This is a genomic window from Natrinema salinisoli, from assembly GCF_020405205.1.
Classification (GTDB): domain Archaea; phylum Halobacteriota; class Halobacteria; order Halobacteriales; family Natrialbaceae; genus Natrinema; species Natrinema salinisoli.
On record NZ_CP084470.1, the window covers coordinates 324,128 to 340,145 of the forward strand.

Genomic DNA, 16,018 nt, shown 5'->3' on the forward strand with positions numbered 1-16,018 from the left:
GAACCGGCGACGTGACCAACCGTGACGGGACAACGAAGCTCGTCCGGAGTCGATTGCGACTGCTCGAGACCGATGACGCGCTCGAGGACGTGGCGGTCCGCGTCAATTACGACCGACTCGGCTATCGCACCGGTGTCATCCGGCTGTCGGTCGATATGATCGGCGTTGATCGCCGCGTCGAGCGACTCCAAGCGCGTCCGGCCTTCGTTACCGTCTACGAGGTGTCGGGGACGCCGGACGTCTTCGCCGTCGGCAAGTTCCCGCACGAACTGGCGCTCGCGACCTGTCTCCAGGATCTGCTGACGGCGTCCGACGTTCGATCTGTGTCGGTCGATCGCGTGGAGACGGTCTCGAGGAAGGGGCGCCGATCGATCCACCGGTCGCGGTCCGTTCTCGCTGAGTGGCGACCGGTCGTCGATTCCGCCGCGGTGCGTTCCGTTTTCGCCGGCTTCGGTTTGAGGCAATAGCCGCCGGTCCCGCGCTATCGGTCTCATCTCGCCGCTTACTACGATTGGGTTGTAAACAATATCCAATACGAAACCGACTATAGAGTGGATTGTCGGCTCGCTCACTCGACGAACGTCCGGTGAACGGGCCAGATCAAACCATGAGTAAACAACGAGAAACCACGACAGTCGATCATCCGCTTGATCCGCTCACCGCCGACGAGATCGAAGCGGCCGTCGAGATTTTCGAGGCGGAGACGGATCTCGGCGAAGAGATACAGTACCACAACGTTACGCTTGAAGAACCATCCAAGGCCGTTGTCAAGGAGTTCGAATCCGGCGACCCGGTCGAGCGAGAAGCGACGATCGTCGCGAGGGACGACGGCGAAACGTACGAGGCAAACGTCTCTCTCACCGATCGAACCGTCCACAGGTGCGAGCACCTTCCCGAGGCCCAGCCCGCGGTGATGCCCGAGGAGATCGAGGCGGCTCGAGAGGTCGTCAAGAACGATCCCGAGTGGCGAGAGGCGGCGGCGAAACGCGGCGTCGAGAACTTCGACCTCGTCATGGTCGACCCCTGGTCGGCCAGCGGGTTCGAACCGGAAGAACACGAGGGAAAACGCCTCTGTCGGGCGCTATCGTGGATCAAGACGAGCGAGAACGACAATGGTCGTGCACGACCGATCGAAGGCCTGTTCGCGTTCGTCGATCTCGACGAAATGGAGGTCGTGGACATCGAGGATAACGGCGTTCCGGACGAGGACAGTCCGCTGCCGCCTGAGGACGCGGACTACCGGGCCGACAGGGTCGAGACGAGAGACGACTACGAACACTTAGACGTCGTCCAGCCCGACGGTCCCAGCTGGGAGGTCGACGGAAACACAGTCGAGTGGCTCGACTGGGAGCTACAGGTCGGCTGGACCGCTCGCGAGGGACTCGTCTTCCACGACGTCACGTTCGACGACGGCGACGAATCTAGACGGGTCCTTCACCGCGCATCCGCCTGCGAGATGGCCGTTCCCTACGGTGATCCGGATCCGAACCACTCCTGGAAGAACGCCTTCGACATTGGCGAGTACCACGTTGGCCGGATGGCCAATCGGCTCACGGAGGGCTGTGACTGCCTCGGCGTCATGAAGTACTTCGACGTCGAGATGAACACCATCGAGGGCGAGGCCGAGACCCTCGAGAGCGCGATCTGTATGCACGAGGAGGACGACGGCATCCTCTGGAAACACACCGAGGAGCGCAAACCCCACACCGAGGTCCGCCGCCGCCGTCGCCTCGTCATCTCCTTCATCGCGACGGTGTACAACTACGACTACGGGTTCTACTGGTACTTCTACCCTGACGGCAGCATCGAGGCCGAGGTCCGCCTAACGGGCGTTGACTCCAACGGCGTCGTGCCGGCCGACGAGACCGCCGAGGACACCTACGGCCAGTACGCGCTCGTCGCGCCGCAGGTGAAAGCGCCCATCCACCAGCACTTCTTCAACTTCCGGCTGGACTTCGACATCGACGATAGCCCGATGCGGGCTTACGAGGTGCACAACGAACCGACGGGTAGCGAGCGCGGCCGGAAGAACGCCTTCCGGGCGAAGGAGACCCTACTCGAGCGCGAAAACGATGCCCGCCAGGACATCGATCCGAACCGGGGGCGGTACTGGCGGATTGCCAGCAGCGAGACCGAAAACTCCTACGGACGCAGCTGCGGCTACAAGCTCGAGCCCCACACCAACGTCTCAGCGCCGATGAAGCCGACCTCGAGCTACATGCGCCGCTCCGGGTTCATCCAGAACCACTTCTGGGTGACGCCGTACGACGACGACGAGCGGTTCGCCGCGGGCGACTATCCGAACCTCAACGACGACACGACCGGACTGCCCGAGTGGACTGAGGAGGATCGATCGCTCGTCGACGAGGACCTCGTGGTCTGGTACACGCAAGGGGTCAATCACGTACCTCGAGCGGAGGACTGGCCCATCCTGCCGGTCGAGATCGCGAGCTTCCACCTCAAGCCGGAGGGCTTCCTCGACAGCAACCCCTCGATCTCCCTGCCGCCCGAACCGTGTCACACCGAGTACGACATCACCAGCACTGGCGACGACTGTTCGTCCGGTGACGGCTGCTCATCGGCCGACGACTGAGCGCGACGGGAGTATCGACGTCGAGATCGACCGGTTCCCGGAAGCCGTTTTCGCGTTCGTTTTTACGTCCGTCAAGCAACCGTGATATGGGAATCTCGACACCTCTCTCGGCGACAACTGTCGAGTGGTAACTAGGTTCCTTGACCCTCGCTCTCGGTTAGTAATATGATATGATACCGCTTTCATCCAGTTTTCGTCCGCCCGATCGGAGGTGTTGCGATGATCGAACTGGCGGTACTGGCGCGCGTTGACCTCGCGCTGTTCTTCGTGATCGGCGCTTTCGGTGGCGCCCACTGTATCGGGATGTGTGGCCCGGTCGTATCAATGTACGACGACGCGTGGACACGAGATCCCTCGACCGGCCGACTCTCGACACAGGCGATGTACCAGCACGGGTTGTTCAACCTCGGCCGAACGACGAGTTACGCGGCACTCGGCGGGCTGTTCGGAGCGCTGGGTAGCATCCTCTATGTGACGATGGAGACACTGCTCGCAGTCACGAATGTGATCCGCGGATCAGTCGGCGTCGTCCTCGGCGTACTCATCATCTGCCACGGGATCGGTGCTGTCGTCGGCCGACATGGAAGCATCCTTCACAGGCTTCCGATTCCGGGGCTCTCGATCGATCGGCTCATGAGCGGCGCCTCGAGCCGACTCGCTCGTGTCGCCGACGGACCAAGTATCGTTGGGTTGGGACTGGTTCATGGCCTCGTTCCGTGTCCGATGCTATACGCCGCGTTCGTCTACGTCTTTGCCATCGGCTCTCCCACAGTCGGCGTTGCTTCGCTCGCCGCGTTCGGTCTCGGGACTGTCCCGGCGGTCTTTCTCTACGGAACGGCGCTCGGCTCGCTCGCTCCGATTCGAACGACCCGACTGCACCGCGTCCTCGGCGTTGCGTTCGTTGTTCTCGGCTACGTGCTATTCGCACATGGTGTAATGGCGCTCGGCGTCCATCTCCCTCACCCGCAGTTGCCACATTATTTACCTAGTAAATTACCCCGCCCTACTCCGTCGGCACTGATGTGCCTGGGTCGTTGAGGGGAGGGTGGTTTATGCCGGTACTGTGTCGTCGGCCGGGCTCAACATCGAGCTGTGTTAGGAGATTCGTCGTATAGATTTCAGCCTGGTTTGGGGTTTTATTGGGTGTCAGTTTCTGATATTCGGCATCCAACTGTGTCGTCACGCCGTCACCTCGCAAAAGCTGGCGCTGCACAGCACGAGGGGGATGTAACGACGCTTTCCGGGAATTGAGTCCGGCGTCATAAGTGAGGTTTCATCGTCTAGAATTCCGGCCGTTCGATTTTCATACTGTCTCTGAACGACGCTCCTCCCCAATCATAATTATTCTTTCGTCCATTGTATACACCATCCTGTATCTGTAGAAATAATCCCACATATTTACATTAAATGCCAGATATAGACCCTATATGTCCATACTAGCAGCAATAGATGCGACGAATGAACACAGTGCCGTCGTCGAAACCGGACAGGATCTGGCTTCGGCCTACGGAACGGAACTGTCCGTCCTCCACATCGTCTCGCGAGAGGAGTTCGAGTCGCGCAAGGAGACCGTCGAGCGCGTCTCGGACGGACGGAGTTATAGCAAGTCCCAGCGCGAAGATGCAGCGGCGAACGCCGCAAAGGCGGTCGTCATCGAGACGCTCGAGGACGCCTCCCACGAGGGGATCTCGACCCTCGGGCGCGTCGGCGAGCCCGTTCCGGCGATTCTGAACGTCGCCGCCGATATCGGTGCCGAATACATCGTCATCGGCGGCCGAAAGCGATCACCAGCGGGAAAGGCCTTGTTCGGCAGTACGACCCAGTCCGTCCTACTCGAGGCCGATCGACCGGTCGTGACGGTGATATCAGACGAAACGTAGTACGAAACGATGTCCCTACCCCTCGGTAGCAACGCTTGAATCGTCACCGTTCGAGGAGGCGGGTTCGCTGATGCGGACGCGTTTGATTCGCGCATCGTCGACGCGTTCGACGATCAGTTCGACGCCCTCGTACACGAACGTCTCGCCGGGTTCGACTAAGCGCCCGGCGCGATTGAACACGAAGCCGGCGATCGTCTCGAACTCCTCGCCTTCCGGAAACTCGATGGCGATCACGTCGTTGACGTCCTCGACGTTTACCTCGCCGCCGACCCGGACCGTTCGATCGTCGACGGTCTCGATCGGGTCCGCTTCCTGCGTATCGAGTATCTCGCCGACGACCGATTCGACGATGTCTTCGGTCGTGACGATGCCCTCCGTCGTCCCGAACTCGTCGATTACGACGACCTGTTCGACGCGCTCCCGGCGCATTTCGCGGAACAGTTCGTCGACGTGCTTGCTCTCGGGGATCTGCAGGGTCTCTTCGATATGACTCTCGAGCGAGCCGTTATCGCCCGGATCTCCGGCCTGGTAGTCGCGGACGAGATCGCCGAGCGCGACGACGCCGACGACGGTGTCGAGACCGCCCTCGTAGACCGGCAATCGAGTGTGACCGCTCTCGATGCATTTAGCGACGGCGTCGTCGACCGTCGCAGTTCGACAGATGGCGGTGACGTCTAACCGCGGCGTCATCACCTCTTTCGCGATCGTATCGTTGAACCGTAACACGCGCTGGAGCATTTCGCGCTCGTCGGTCTCGATGATCCCCTCGCTCTCGCCGGTGCGAATCAGCTCTCGAATCTCCTCGCGGGTGACGTACGACGATTCGACGGCGGTCCCGCCGGTCAGCCCGTTGATGACGCGAGTCAGCCTATCGAACGTGACCACCAGCGGGTACAACGCATGCTGCGAGAGCCGCAATGGTCGGGCGACCGAGAGGGCCCACGACTCCGTATTTTCGATCGCGTAGGACTTCGGAGCACTCTCGCCGAACAGCAGGACGACGGCCGTCACCCCGAACGTAGCGGCGAGCACCGCCTCGCCCTGCCCGACGTACATCGCGAGCAGTCCCGTCGCGATCGACGACATCGCGATGTTGACGAGGTTGTTACCGACGAGGATCGTCACCAGCAGCCGGTGGGGGTCGTCCTTCAAGGCATGCACGGTCTCGGCACCGGGCGTGCCATCAGTGACGAGCGCCTCGATGCGGTGCTGGGCCAGCGAGAACATCGCGATCTCCGCCGAGGAAAAGAACCCCGACAGGACGAGCAACACGAGCAGTGTTCCGACACCGACGGCAGCCACGAGACTCGTCGGGAGGTCGAGACCGACGACGGATTCCAGCATTGCGATCGCCGTGAGGCCGGGCATGGAACTCAGTCACCTATCGAATCGGCATTCGAGGATCCCGGGACCTCCGGATCGTCGACCGCCGACGCGGTCGGCTCCCCGTCGTTGTCCGGGAAGTAACACGCTGCCCGATGTGTCTCGTCTCCCGTCTCGGTGATCGCCGGTTCACTCTCCCAGCACGATTCCTGGGCCTTCGGACAGCGCGGAGCGAACGCACAGCCCGAAGGGAGATCGACCGGGTCCGGTGGCTCCCCCTCGAGGAGGACGCGGGCTCGATCGGCGGTCGGATCCTTCTCCGGCGCGGCCGAGAGCAGCGACGAGGTGTAGGGATGGTTGGGCCGGTTCGCGACGCGATCGACGTCGCCTTCCTCGATGATCCGGCCGAGATACATGATCGCCAGCCGGTCCGAGACCTGCGTCAGGCTCGCGAGGTCGTGGGAGATGTAGACGATCCCGATATCCTCGGTGTCGGCCAGTCCTCGCAGCAGGTTCAGCAGATTAACTTTTAGCGACACGTCCAGCATCGACGCAGGTTCGTCACAGATCAGGAAATCGGGATCCAACACCAGCGCCTTGGCGACCGCGACGCGCTGTCGCTGCCCGCCGGAGAGCTCGTGCGGGTAGCTGTCCAGGAATTCTTCGGCGGGGGTCAGCCCCACCTTCTCGAGCGTCTCGACGATCGCCTGCTCCGTCTCGTCGGTGCGATAGCCGTGGATCGTCAGCGGTTCGCCGACGATCTTGCGGACGGTCTGGCGGGGATTCAGCGAGTCGAAGGGATCCTGGAAGATGATCTGGACCTTCCGCCGGAATTCCTGCAGATTGCCGTCCTGATAGTGCTCGTAGGACTCCCCGTCGAACGTCAACTCGCCTCCCGTCGGATCCTCGAGTAAGGCCATCGTTTCTCCGAGCGTCGACTTCCCGCAGCCGCTCTCCCCGGCGATGCCCAGTACTTCGGATCGGCGGACCGACAGCGAAACGCCGTCGACGGCCTTCACGTAATCGGGATCATCGCCGCGGAACTTGCTCAGGAGGTTCTGACTCTGCTCGTAGTGTTTCTCGAGGTCGTCCGTTTCGAGGATGACCTCGCCGCGGTCTGAGTCGGCGTCCCCGTCGTCGGGGATGTTCCACGTCTCCGGATCGTCGGCGTCACGTCGCAGCTGGGCCGCCTCTTTGACGCGGTGGCAGGCCGATCGGTGGTTTCGGTTGGGGAGATCGACCAGCTCAGGGTGGGACTCGCCGCACTCGTCCGTGGCGAACGGACACCGATCCTCGAAGACGCAGGCAGTCGGCTCGCGGCTCAGGTTCGGCGGGGAGCCGGGAATGGCGACGGGGTCGTCGCTCTCGTCGATCTCCGGGAAGGAGTTCTTCAACCCCATCGTATAGGGGTTCGTGGGATTGACCAGCACGTTGTCGACACTTCCCTGTTCCATCACCTTTCCGCCGTAGAGGATCGACAATTCGTCGCAGGTCTCCGCGATGACGCCGATCTCGTGGGTGATCAACAGCAGGGAGCTGTCCATCCGCTCCTGGATCTCGAGGATCTTGTCGATGATCTTGTCCTGAACGATGACGTCCAGCCCGGTCGTCGGCTCGTCGGCGATGATGAGGTCCGGCTCGAGCGCGAGCGCCATCGCGATGGTGACCCGCTGACGCATCCCGCCGGAGAACTCGTGGGGATACTCGTCGATCCGGTCCGGATCGAGGCCGACGATCTCGAACAGTTCCCTGACGCGATCGCGCGCCTTGGCGTCCGTGACGTTGCGGTGGGTGTGGATCGCCTGTGCGATCTGATCGCCGGTCGACATCACGGGATCGAGCGAGTCCATCGCGCTCTGGGGGATGTAAGCGATGTCTTCCCAGAGGATGTCACGGCGCTCGGCGTCCGAGAGAGACATGAGGTCCGTCCCGTCGAACTCGATCGTCCCGCGCTCGACGGTTCCGTTCCCCGGGAGCAGTCCTAATAGCGCCTCCGCGACGGTGGATTTCCCGGAGCCAGACTCGCCGGCGAGGCCGTAGTTGACGCCCTCGTCGATACTGAACGAGACGTCGTTGACGGCGTGGATTGTTTCGTCGTCGGTCGCGTACGTGACTTTGAGGTCTTCGACGTTGAGTAGCGTCATTGGTCGGTCTGAATTTCGGGATTAATGACTTCCTCGTAGGCCCGTCCGATGAGGAACACCGATGTGGTTATCGCAGCGATACCGATGGCGGGCGGGAGCACCCACCACCACGCGACGCGTATGTTCCCCGACGCGAACACCTGCCGGAGCATTCGACCCCAGCTGGTCATCGTCGGATCGCCGAAGCCAAGGAACGCGAGACTCGCCTGTGCGGCGATGGCCCAGGCGACGCCGTATGCGGTGTAGAGGAACCCGATCGGCAACACGTTCGGCGCGACGTGGTACAGCATCGTCCGCAGATCGCTGGCGCCGCTGGCTCGAGCAGACTTGACGAACGTCCGCTCGCGGACTGACAGCACCTCCGAGCGGACGACCCGCGCCGGCATCTTCCAGAGGAAGCCGGCGATGATCGCCGTGATCAGCCAGATATTCGGCGTCACGAACGTCAACAGCAACAGCGCCATCGGCATGAACGGCAGCGAGAACGTCAGATCGGTCAGCCGCATCAGGAGTTCGTCGACCCAGCCGCCGTAGTAGCCGCTGACGACGCCGACAGTGAAGCCGAGCGCACCCGTCCCCAGACCGCCGAACAGGCCGACGATGAGCGTCGGGCGCGCGCCGGCGAGGAACTGGCTCAGGACGTCCTTCCCGAACGCCGTGGTTCCGAAGAACGCGTCTAGACTCGGGGCGGAGAGTCTGAGCACGGATCCGGTGTCGCCGCGAACGGTGTGTTCGATCGGGTCGTGGGGCGCCAGAAACGGCCCGAACAATCCGAGGAAGACGAACGCCGCGACGACGAGCATCCCCGCGAACGCCAGCGGATCCCGTCGTAGGAAGGCGAACTGGTCGCGAACGAGCGTCCACAGCGCGTCGACGCGTCTGTACAGCTCGGCCTTCGGCTTCGTTTCGGTACTCATGCGGACCCACCTCCGCTCGTGGAGACCGTCGGATCGAAGTACGCGTAGAGGACGTCCGCAGCGAGGTTCGCGATGATAACTGCCAGCGCCATGATGAAGACCGCGGCCTGCACGAGCGGATAGTCCTGCTGCTGGATGGCCAAGACGAGTTCGCGGCCGATACCGGGCCAGCTGAAGACCACCTCGAGCAGGATCAGTCCCTGAAAGATCATACCCAGCCGGAGGGTGAAGTACGTCAGAATGGGCAGCATCGAGTTCCGGCCCGCGCGGGCCAGCTGTTCCATCTCCGAGAGTCCCTTCGCTCGGTGGAGCTTCAGGAACTCCGATCCCCGCTTCTCGACGACGCCGTTGCGGGCGAGCAACAGGAAATCACCGCTGTAGTAGAGGACGGCGACGGTGAAGGGCAGCATGTAGTGATGGAGGAAGTCCAGCGAGACGAACGTCTCGAGGTAGCCGTCCGGCGTCGCCCGGATCGATCGCATCCCGAGCGCGGGGACGATCTCCAGATTGTATGCGAAGACGATGATGAAGAAGATCGCCGTGATGAAGACCGGCGTCGATCGCAGCAGCGTCGTCGAAACGATACTGAACTTCTCGAGGCGGCTCCCGCGATTCCAGCCGGCGTACATACCTACCACCGAACTCAGAACGGCCGTCGTCACGAGGGCCGGAACGAGCAAGATCAGCGAGTTGATCAGCCGCGGCTCGAGGACGTCCCAGACCGGCTGACTCCGCAGGATGGAATAGCCGAACTGGAAGGTCAGCAGACTCCCGAGGTAGTTGATATACTGTTTCCACATCGGCTCGTCGAGCCCGTACATCGCTCGGATCTCGTCGATCTGCGCCTGATTGAGGTTCCCCGAAGTCACGAGCGCCTCGAAGGGGCTCCCCGGCAGGAGCCGCAGAACGACGAAGATGACCGAGACCGCGATCAGCGTCAGCAGGACGGAGATCGCGAGCCGCTTGAGCAGGAACCGCTGGAACTTCGTCATCGGTCGTCCCCCCGAATGACTGCGGTGTGGGTCGCTGACTGCGTCGCCGCGCCGACGGTCGCACGGCGGCCGACTGCGGCGCGCTCCACTCGAGCAGTGGCGCGGTCAGGGTGCCGGTTCGTTTCGGATCGGGTCCGCTCCGGAGAGTATCGGTCGATGATCGGATGCATTGGGTTTCGTCTCCTCATGAGAAATCGGGCTGGTCGAGATCCGCACGGCGCTTGTTCGTGTTCTCGGGCTGGATCCGCTCGACGAACGCCCCCCACGCCTCCCCGTTGGGGAATCGCAGGTTGTCGTCGCCGTCCCAGGTGTAGCCCGCCCGCTCGAGGACGGTGCGTGCGTCGTCGACGTCGTGCTCGTAGTCGGTCGTCTCGGCGTTGTGCCACGGCGTGAGCGACGAGATCGGGTTCTCGCCAGCTGGCACCGTCGCCTGACCCTGCAGGAAGTCCTCGACGAACCCCTGGGAGTCGACCGCTTTCGCCAGCGCGACGCGAAACTCCTTGTCCCGAATCAGCGGACAGGAGAACATGAGCTTCGCGTCCAGGGGGGCGTAGCTCCCCGCCGACATTTTCTCGATACCGTCGGTGTTGGCCGCGCGGCCCGCCTGGAGGTCCGAGAGATTCGTTCCGATAGCGTCGATCGAACCGCTCTGGAGCGAGCCGATCAGCGCGTCGACGTTGCTCACGTTGATCCAGATGACGCTGTCGACGCCGGGCCCGCGCTCGGCCTGGTCGCCGAGGGCGTCGGCCCGCCAGTCGTCGTCGAACATCCAGTGACCGTCGTTGCGCGAGGCCTCGAATCGGGTCCCCTGCTCCCAGTCCTCGAACTGGAAGGGGCCGGTTCCGACGGGGGCGTCTGGGTTGTGCTGTGACGGATTGCCGACGTCCTCCCACCGGTGTTTCGGGAGAATGACGCTCCGGACGACCCGCTGGGTCATGAACGACGCGTCGGGGTTCGTCAGGTTGAACCGAACCTCGTGATCCCCGAGTACCTCGACCGTCTCGATCGGGTCGTAGAACGGTACCTGACTCGTGGAGGCGTACTCCTCGTACAGTTCGACGGTGAACTTCACGTCCTCGGCGGTGAACGCCTCCCCGTCGTGCCACTCGACGCCCTCGCGCAGGGTGAGCTCGACGGTAGTGTCGTCGACGAACCCGCCGCCCGTCGCCAGCGCGGGGACCACCTCGAGGTCGGGTGTAGCGTCGAACAGGCCGTCGTAGATGAACGTCAAGCGTTTCGCCTCGGCCCCGCCGGCGGCCCACGGAAGGTTCAGCGAGTTCATCGACGTCGAAACCCCCTTGACGTAGGTCCGGTTGTCCGTCTCGGGCTGGAGGTTGACCTCGGTCCAGACGAACGAGTCCATCGTCGGGCCGTTCCCCGGCGTCTCGACGTACCCGGTCCACCGCTCCGTGTTCACGGCCGTGATGATGTTCGGAAACAGCGTGATGAGTGCCCCGACGTCTTCGGCGAAGATCTCCTGTGCCCGATCGACGAGCTCCTCTCGTCGGGCCCGCTCGGTCGTCTGGGCCTGCTCGGTGAGGACTTCCTGTAGCTCGGGATGGTAGTAATTATCGTAATTCGAGAGCGAGCCCTCCGTCCGACGCATCAACAGCGGGTTCGGATCGAGTCCCCGCTGCGGATCGGGCCCGTGCGTGCTCATCGAAATGACTGCTTCGAGCCCGTTCGCCGTCCAACTCTGCGCGTACAGCTGATTCAACGGCCGGTCATTGAGCGTCACGGCGATTCCGAGGTCGTCGAGCCCGCGCTGGACCATCAACGCGTGCTCGCGCATCCACGGATCGTCCTCGCTCGAGAATTCGACGGGTAACGAGTCGAGGACGGAACCCGCCCTGGCGCTGTAATCCAGCGGCGGCGACTCGGCGTCGACGGTCTCCCACTCGCGCCAGTACTGCGTCTCGACGGTCTCCGGGACGCCCTCGGGCACGTCCGGCTCGAGGCTCTCGCCACGGCTACTGCTACAGCCCGCGAGCGCGCTCGTTCCGAGCGCCGCGGCGGCCGTGGCGATATAGCCGCGTCGCGTGATCCGATCACGTGCCCCGGTGACCGAATTGTCATGGTTTTCTCTTTGCGACATCCACTCCCACGTTACGGGCTAACTAGAATCGTTTTACTCCCGATAGCGACCGATAGCTATCATTCTTTAAGTCGGGGAGAGAATACAGAGGGCGGTTCGCGATCGGGGGCGGATTCAGACCGGTCTCATTCGCGGGGGCCGTAAATGAGTTCGAGCAACGTTCGCTCGGCGGTCCGGAGTCGCTCGTTGATCGTCGACTGGGTAATACCGAGTTCGTCCGCGAGGTCCGTCTCCGACGTTTCCCGGGGAACGTCGAAGTAGCCGTGATTGTACGCCGTCTCGAGAACTTCGAGCTGGTCGCTGGTGAGTTTCGAGACGAGCACCTCCGTTAATCGTCCGCTATCTAGCGGCTCGCCGGGCTCCTCGTTCTGGGTGACAGACAGCAGTTCGAACTCGCCGAGGGTCTCCTGCACCTCGTCGGCCATCGATCGGAACTGATCCCAGTCCCGCGTGGTCGCCACGATTTCGAAGACGTCGTTCTGGAGGACGATTCGGTTCGGAATCGCTTCCTGGCGGAGAATCAGACTCAGGATGAACGGGTACGACTCGTTCGCCAAAATCGTGAGTCGACGGATCTCGAGCTCCTCCGAGGCGGTCGGGATCTTGCTACTGTAAAACAGCGAGACACCTGAGATCTCTTCGAGGACCGTTTCGGGATCGAATTCGGTGTTCGACGCGACGGTCAGCGATTCGATCCACGTGCCGTCTTCGACGTAGAACGCATTGTCGAGTTCGATACTCCGGACGTCGTCTAACGTCTCCTGGAGTTTCGCCATCACGCCCGTCGGCACAGTCGTAAACTCGACGCGTAGAATAGGGAAATCCTCCGTACAGAGAAGAGTCCGATCCGATCATATATAGCTCACGCTTACCCGAGTCAAACCACAAGCGGCCAGTAGACGAGCCACGAAACAGTGGCGACGGCGACGGATAGTGCCATCGTCACGAGACCGAACGAGGCGACGTCGCGATGCGACAGCGGCCCTCGGTCCATCGACACCAGTACCGCCGTCGTATTGAAGGGAAGAACCGTCGTCGAGCCGACGACGAGCAACACGGTGAGCGCGAGGAATAGTTGATTGATTCCGAAGACGCTCGCGAACTCGAGGACGATGGGGAGTACGACCACGATCGCTGCCGAGGCGGTCGAGAACAAGATTCGAATACCGATCGCGATGAGTATCAGTACCGCGACGATCTGCCACTGAGCGAGCGCTGCGAACGGGACCCATCCCGTGAGGCCGTCGACCACCGCCGTAATCGCGCCCGTCGCTTCCATCGCGTCCAGAATCGATAACATTGCACCGATAAGGAAGACGATCCCCCAGCTCACCTCCGAGATGTCCTCGGCTGTGATGACCCCCACGGATGGAATCGAGAGTACGACAACCGCGGCGACGGCCGGCAACACGGTCGGGAACCCGACGAACGAGCCGACGATCCAGCTCACGATAGCCCCGAGAAGAACCGTTCCGACGAGGCGTTGGTCCCGAGTCAATCGTGCCGTTCCGTCCCCGTCCGTTTCCAGTCGCGCGGTATCGTCCGTCTGTATCGTCACGTCTTCGTCGACCAACGCGAACAGGCCAGCGCAGAGCACCGCCAGCGTATAGAGGAGAATCGTCGGCGGAAGCATCAGTACGGCCCAGTCGACCCACGTTATCGGCCGCACCGAAGTCGCGACGATTTCGGAGGTGACCAGCGCCATTCCCCCGCCGGTCATCAACGCCATCGACGCGATCGGGTTGACGTGACCGAGAACGAGAAACGCCGCGCTCTCGAACCCGCCGTCGGTGTCAGATCCGAGCCCGCCGGCGAGCCGCTTCACGATGGGGATGAACGTTACCGCGCGGGCCATCGCGGAGGGCATCACGAACGCCAGTGCGAGGACACTCCCGGCGACGGAGTGTAACGCACGGCGCGGCGTACTATTCGCAGACAGTAATCGTCTCGCTAGCTGGCGGTCAAGACCGACACTCGTCGTGGCGTCGCCCAACAACAGCAACAGGAGCAGAAAGAACACGAGCGTCGACGTGAACCCTGTCGTCGCCGCACCGAACGAATCGATGGCTCCCAGTGCGAACAACAACGTGACGCTGAGAATACTCGAGACGACGTACGGCACAGGTCGGGTCAACCACAGCACGAGCGCAGAGAGGAACACCGCCAGCGTCCGTTGTCCCTCGAGAGTCAGGGCCGCCGGTGGGGAACTCGTCACACCGAGCGCGAGTACGATAGCGGCAGTGAGCAATCCCAAAGATTGCCACGAGAACAGCTCCGTCTTCGACATGCCCCGCACGTCGAACCGATCTCCCATTACGGTCACCGTCGCTGCTCTGTCTGAAGAATCTGGTGACACTGCTGCCGAAATCACTGAGCAGTTTCAGAGCCGTTGTTTTCCGCTCGAGGAGGACCTCGAAGCCTCGAGATAGGCGATACGGTGTCGGCATATTCTATCTGACCCCATGTGTCGAGTGAAATAGATCATCCATCAGGGTGCTCGGCTAATCGGGTTGAACACGCGCCACATTTTCCGTGGACGCAATAGCGTGGTCGGTGGCTGTTCCATCGTCAGCACCCGAAAGAACGCGCTGGACAGCGTGCTATCGGTGTGAGCTTTGTGAATCAACCGAGTGAGATACCAGCTGATGAGGTCAGTGCCGAACGGTTTGGGCCCGGTCGTTTGTGGAAACGCGAAGTCACTGCCTGCCGCCAACAACCACGCCATGTCGATGACCTCTTCGGCCCGATCGAAAAACCGAGGCGGGAGATCCTCAAGACCGTCCCTAGCCAAGGCCTGATGAAGCTCGAGTGCCTCGAGAGCCGCCACAGACATACCCTGCCCGTAGATCGGGTTGAAGCTCGCAATCGCGTCACCGATAACGACCAATCCATCAGGGAATCGGTCGAGGTCCCCATAGCGGTACCTTCTATTGGTCGGGAACGGGTAATACTCGATGTCCGTAGAGACCTGTCGATGGTCGTCGAGGAGGTGCCTCACCTCAGGAGTGAGAAGGTTTGCTGCGAACTCCACCAATCCCTCAGAGTCCGTCGGGGGATGGTCACCGTGTACGCCATGTACGCTCACCACCCAGCGGTTTCCTTCGACGGGCGCAGCCATGCCACCGCGTGTGTGCGGGGAAGACGGCGGAACGAGAAACGTGCGCAGGTCGTCGGCAGGTCGCTCGATAAAGGTGGTGCTGTAGGCCACGTCGATGCGCACCTCCTCGACCTCCGGCGGCGTGTAGCCGTGGTTTTCGAGCCATGTCGGTGTTCGACTCGTCCGGCCAGTGGCATCCACGACCAGATCCGCGGTGATCTCCGTCTGCTCACTACCTTCACGGAGTACCACGCCTTCCACGGCCGTCCCGGTATCGTCGAGGAGGTAGTCGGTGACCTGGCAGCCCGAGCGGATGTGAACGCCGTCGAGATTGGAAACATGCTCTCTGACTACCTGCTCGATCAACGGTCGAGTTGCGGAGTACGTCTCCATCGGAGTTGAACCGTGGGCGAGGAAGTCTCCCTCGCCGTAGAAATTCACATCGCTGGCGAAATCGACGACAACGCCTCCAGCGGCGATGAGATCCTCTCCGAACCCGGGGAACAGGTCCTCCAACGTTGCCCGTCCGGCTTCGAGCAGCGCGTGGGGATGTGCGCCTTGCGGCACTCCTCGGCGTACAACTGGCTCGGTTGGAAGGTAATCTCGTTCGATGATCGTGACTTCAGTAAATCTGTCAGCTAGAATGCGACCTGCGAGCAGGCCAGCTATACTCGCTCCACTCACCACCGCTTTCTCACGACTTTCAGGCAGTTGATCGCCGTTGTACCGCGGAACGGTTGCTAAGGTCATGATGAAGTCACTACGACTTCGAGGGATAGGTAGTCAGCTAGTGATTATCACGCACCCAGTGGCCAACTTTCATCGTCTGCAATGACGTTTGTGGCCATTGAAATGCCTCCAGATACCCATTCATCTGGTCAATAATGTTCGTCTGGGTTGGAGGTGTCACCCAGCGTAGCGTACAACAAGAGGTTCATCTACGCCAGCACCTCGTCGATCATGCCCTGTGCGTTGAA

Annotated in this window: 13 protein-coding genes; 4 read left to right on the forward strand and 9 right to left on the reverse strand. The window is 62.0% G+C overall.

Going from position 1 to position 16,018, the window contains the following annotated elements; translation table 11 throughout:
- The first annotated feature begins 11 nt into the window (after positions 1-11).
- The 4 genes from LDB05_RS22415 to LDB05_RS22430 all read left to right on the forward strand — a co-directional run bounded on the left by LDB05_RS22415 (position 12) and on the right by LDB05_RS22430 (position 4,473).
- On the forward strand, positions 12-467 hold the full coding sequence (locus tag LDB05_RS22415) for an Lrp/AsnC family transcriptional regulator (protein ID WP_226008067.1): 456 nt from the start codon (positions 12-14) through the stop codon (positions 465-467).
- 140 nt (positions 468-607) lie between these two features.
- A complete protein-coding gene (locus LDB05_RS22420; RefSeq protein ID WP_226008068.1) occupies positions 608-2,593 on the forward strand; it encodes a primary-amine oxidase in 1,986 nt (661 codons plus the stop codon).
- 219 nt (positions 2,594-2,812) lie between these two features.
- Positions 2,813-3,631: a sulfite exporter TauE/SafE family protein gene (locus tag LDB05_RS22425; protein WP_226008069.1), complete on the forward strand. Its 819-nt coding sequence runs from the start codon at positions 2,813-2,815 to the stop codon at positions 3,629-3,631.
- Positions 3,632-4,020: 389 nt separating this feature from the next.
- Complete coding sequence (locus LDB05_RS22430; RefSeq protein WP_226008070.1) at positions 4,021-4,473, forward strand: universal stress protein; 453 nt, start codon at positions 4,021-4,023, stop codon at positions 4,471-4,473.
- A 15-nt stretch (positions 4,474-4,488) separates the two neighbouring features.
- On the opposite strand, the gene LDB05_RS22435 is transcribed toward LDB05_RS22430, so the two are convergent.
- The 9 genes from LDB05_RS22435 to LDB05_RS22475 all read right to left on the reverse strand — a co-directional run bounded on the left by LDB05_RS22435 (position 4,489) and on the right by LDB05_RS22475 (position 15,791).
- Positions 4,489-5,841, reverse strand: coding sequence for a hemolysin family protein (locus LDB05_RS22435; RefSeq protein ID WP_226008071.1), 1,353 nt, complete (start codon positions 5,839-5,841; stop codon positions 4,489-4,491).
- Between the two features lie 5 nt (positions 5,842-5,846).
- Positions 5,847-7,940 (reverse strand): dipeptide ABC transporter ATP-binding protein, encoded by a 2,094-nt coding sequence (locus LDB05_RS22440; protein WP_226008072.1) that lies wholly within the window; start codon positions 7,938-7,940, stop codon positions 5,847-5,849.
- Positions 7,937-8,857, reverse strand: coding sequence for an ABC transporter permease (locus LDB05_RS22445; RefSeq protein ID WP_226008073.1), 921 nt, complete (start codon positions 8,855-8,857; stop codon positions 7,937-7,939). Before LDB05_RS22445 ends, LDB05_RS22440 begins: the two co-directional genes overlap by 4 nt.
- Positions 8,854-9,849, reverse strand: coding sequence for an ABC transporter permease (locus LDB05_RS22450; RefSeq protein WP_226008074.1), 996 nt, complete (start codon positions 9,847-9,849; stop codon positions 8,854-8,856). The genes LDB05_RS22445 and LDB05_RS22450 overlap by 4 nt, the downstream gene beginning before the upstream one ends.
- Positions 9,846-10,019 carry a hypothetical protein gene (locus LDB05_RS22455; protein WP_226008075.1) on the reverse strand — a complete coding sequence of 58 codons (174 nt, stop codon included), beginning with the start codon at positions 10,017-10,019 and terminating at the stop codon, positions 9,846-9,848. The genes LDB05_RS22450 and LDB05_RS22455 overlap by 4 nt, the downstream gene beginning before the upstream one ends.
- A 14-nt stretch (positions 10,020-10,033) precedes the next feature.
- Positions 10,034-11,944 (reverse strand): ABC transporter substrate-binding protein, encoded by a 1,911-nt coding sequence (locus tag LDB05_RS22460; RefSeq protein ID WP_226008076.1) that lies wholly within the window; start codon positions 11,942-11,944, stop codon positions 10,034-10,036.
- A 125-nt stretch (positions 11,945-12,069) separates the two neighbouring features.
- Entirely contained in the window at positions 12,070-12,720 is a 651-nt protein-coding gene (locus LDB05_RS22465; RefSeq protein WP_226008077.1) for a helix-turn-helix domain-containing protein, read from the reverse strand.
- A gap of 101 nt (positions 12,721-12,821) precedes the next feature.
- Positions 12,822-14,258, reverse strand: coding sequence for an SLC13 family permease (locus LDB05_RS22470; protein WP_226008078.1), 1,437 nt, complete (start codon positions 14,256-14,258; stop codon positions 12,822-12,824).
- A gap of 174 nt (positions 14,259-14,432) precedes the next feature.
- Positions 14,433-15,791 carry an FAD-dependent oxidoreductase gene (locus LDB05_RS22475; RefSeq protein ID WP_226008079.1) on the reverse strand — a complete coding sequence of 453 codons (1,359 nt, stop codon included), beginning with the start codon at positions 15,789-15,791 and terminating at the stop codon, positions 14,433-14,435.
- Positions 15,792-16,018 lie beyond the last annotated feature (227 nt).

Excerpts from the sequence above, each read along its gene's own strand:
- LDB05_RS22420 (WP_226008068.1), top strand. The coding sequence starts at position 608 with ATGAGTAAACAACGAGAAACCACGACAGTCGATCATCCGCTTGATCCG.
- LDB05_RS22425 (WP_226008069.1), top strand. The coding sequence starts at position 2,813 with ATGATCGAACTGGCGGTACTGGCGCGCGTTGACCTCGCGCTGTTCTTC.
- LDB05_RS22430 (WP_226008070.1), top strand. The coding sequence starts at position 4,021 with ATGTCCATACTAGCAGCAATAGATGCGACGAATGAACACAGTGCCGTC.
- LDB05_RS22435 (WP_226008071.1), bottom strand. The coding sequence starts at position 5,841 with ATGCCCGGCCTCACGGCGATCGCAATGCTGGAATCCGTCGTCGGTCTC.
- LDB05_RS22440 (WP_226008072.1), bottom strand. The coding sequence starts at position 7,940 with ATGACGCTACTCAACGTCGAAGACCTCAAAGTCACGTACGCGACCGAC.
- LDB05_RS22445 (WP_226008073.1), bottom strand. The coding sequence starts at position 8,857 with ATGAGTACCGAAACGAAGCCGAAGGCCGAGCTGTACAGACGCGTCGAC.
- LDB05_RS22450 (WP_226008074.1), bottom strand. The coding sequence starts at position 9,849 with ATGACGAAGTTCCAGCGGTTCCTGCTCAAGCGGCTCGCGATCTCCGTC.
- LDB05_RS22455 (WP_226008075.1), bottom strand. The coding sequence starts at position 10,019 with ATGCATCCGATCATCGACCGATACTCTCCGGAGCGGACCCGATCCGAA.
- LDB05_RS22460 (WP_226008076.1), bottom strand. The coding sequence starts at position 11,944 with ATGTCGCAAAGAGAAAACCATGACAATTCGGTCACCGGGGCACGTGAT.
- LDB05_RS22465 (WP_226008077.1), bottom strand. The coding sequence starts at position 12,720 with ATGGCGAAACTCCAGGAGACGTTAGACGACGTCCGGAGTATCGAACTC.
- LDB05_RS22470 (WP_226008078.1), bottom strand. The coding sequence starts at position 14,258 with ATGGGAGATCGGTTCGACGTGCGGGGCATGTCGAAGACGGAGCTGTTC.
- LDB05_RS22475 (WP_226008079.1), bottom strand. The coding sequence starts at position 15,791 with ATGACCTTAGCAACCGTTCCGCGGTACAACGGCGATCAACTGCCTGAA.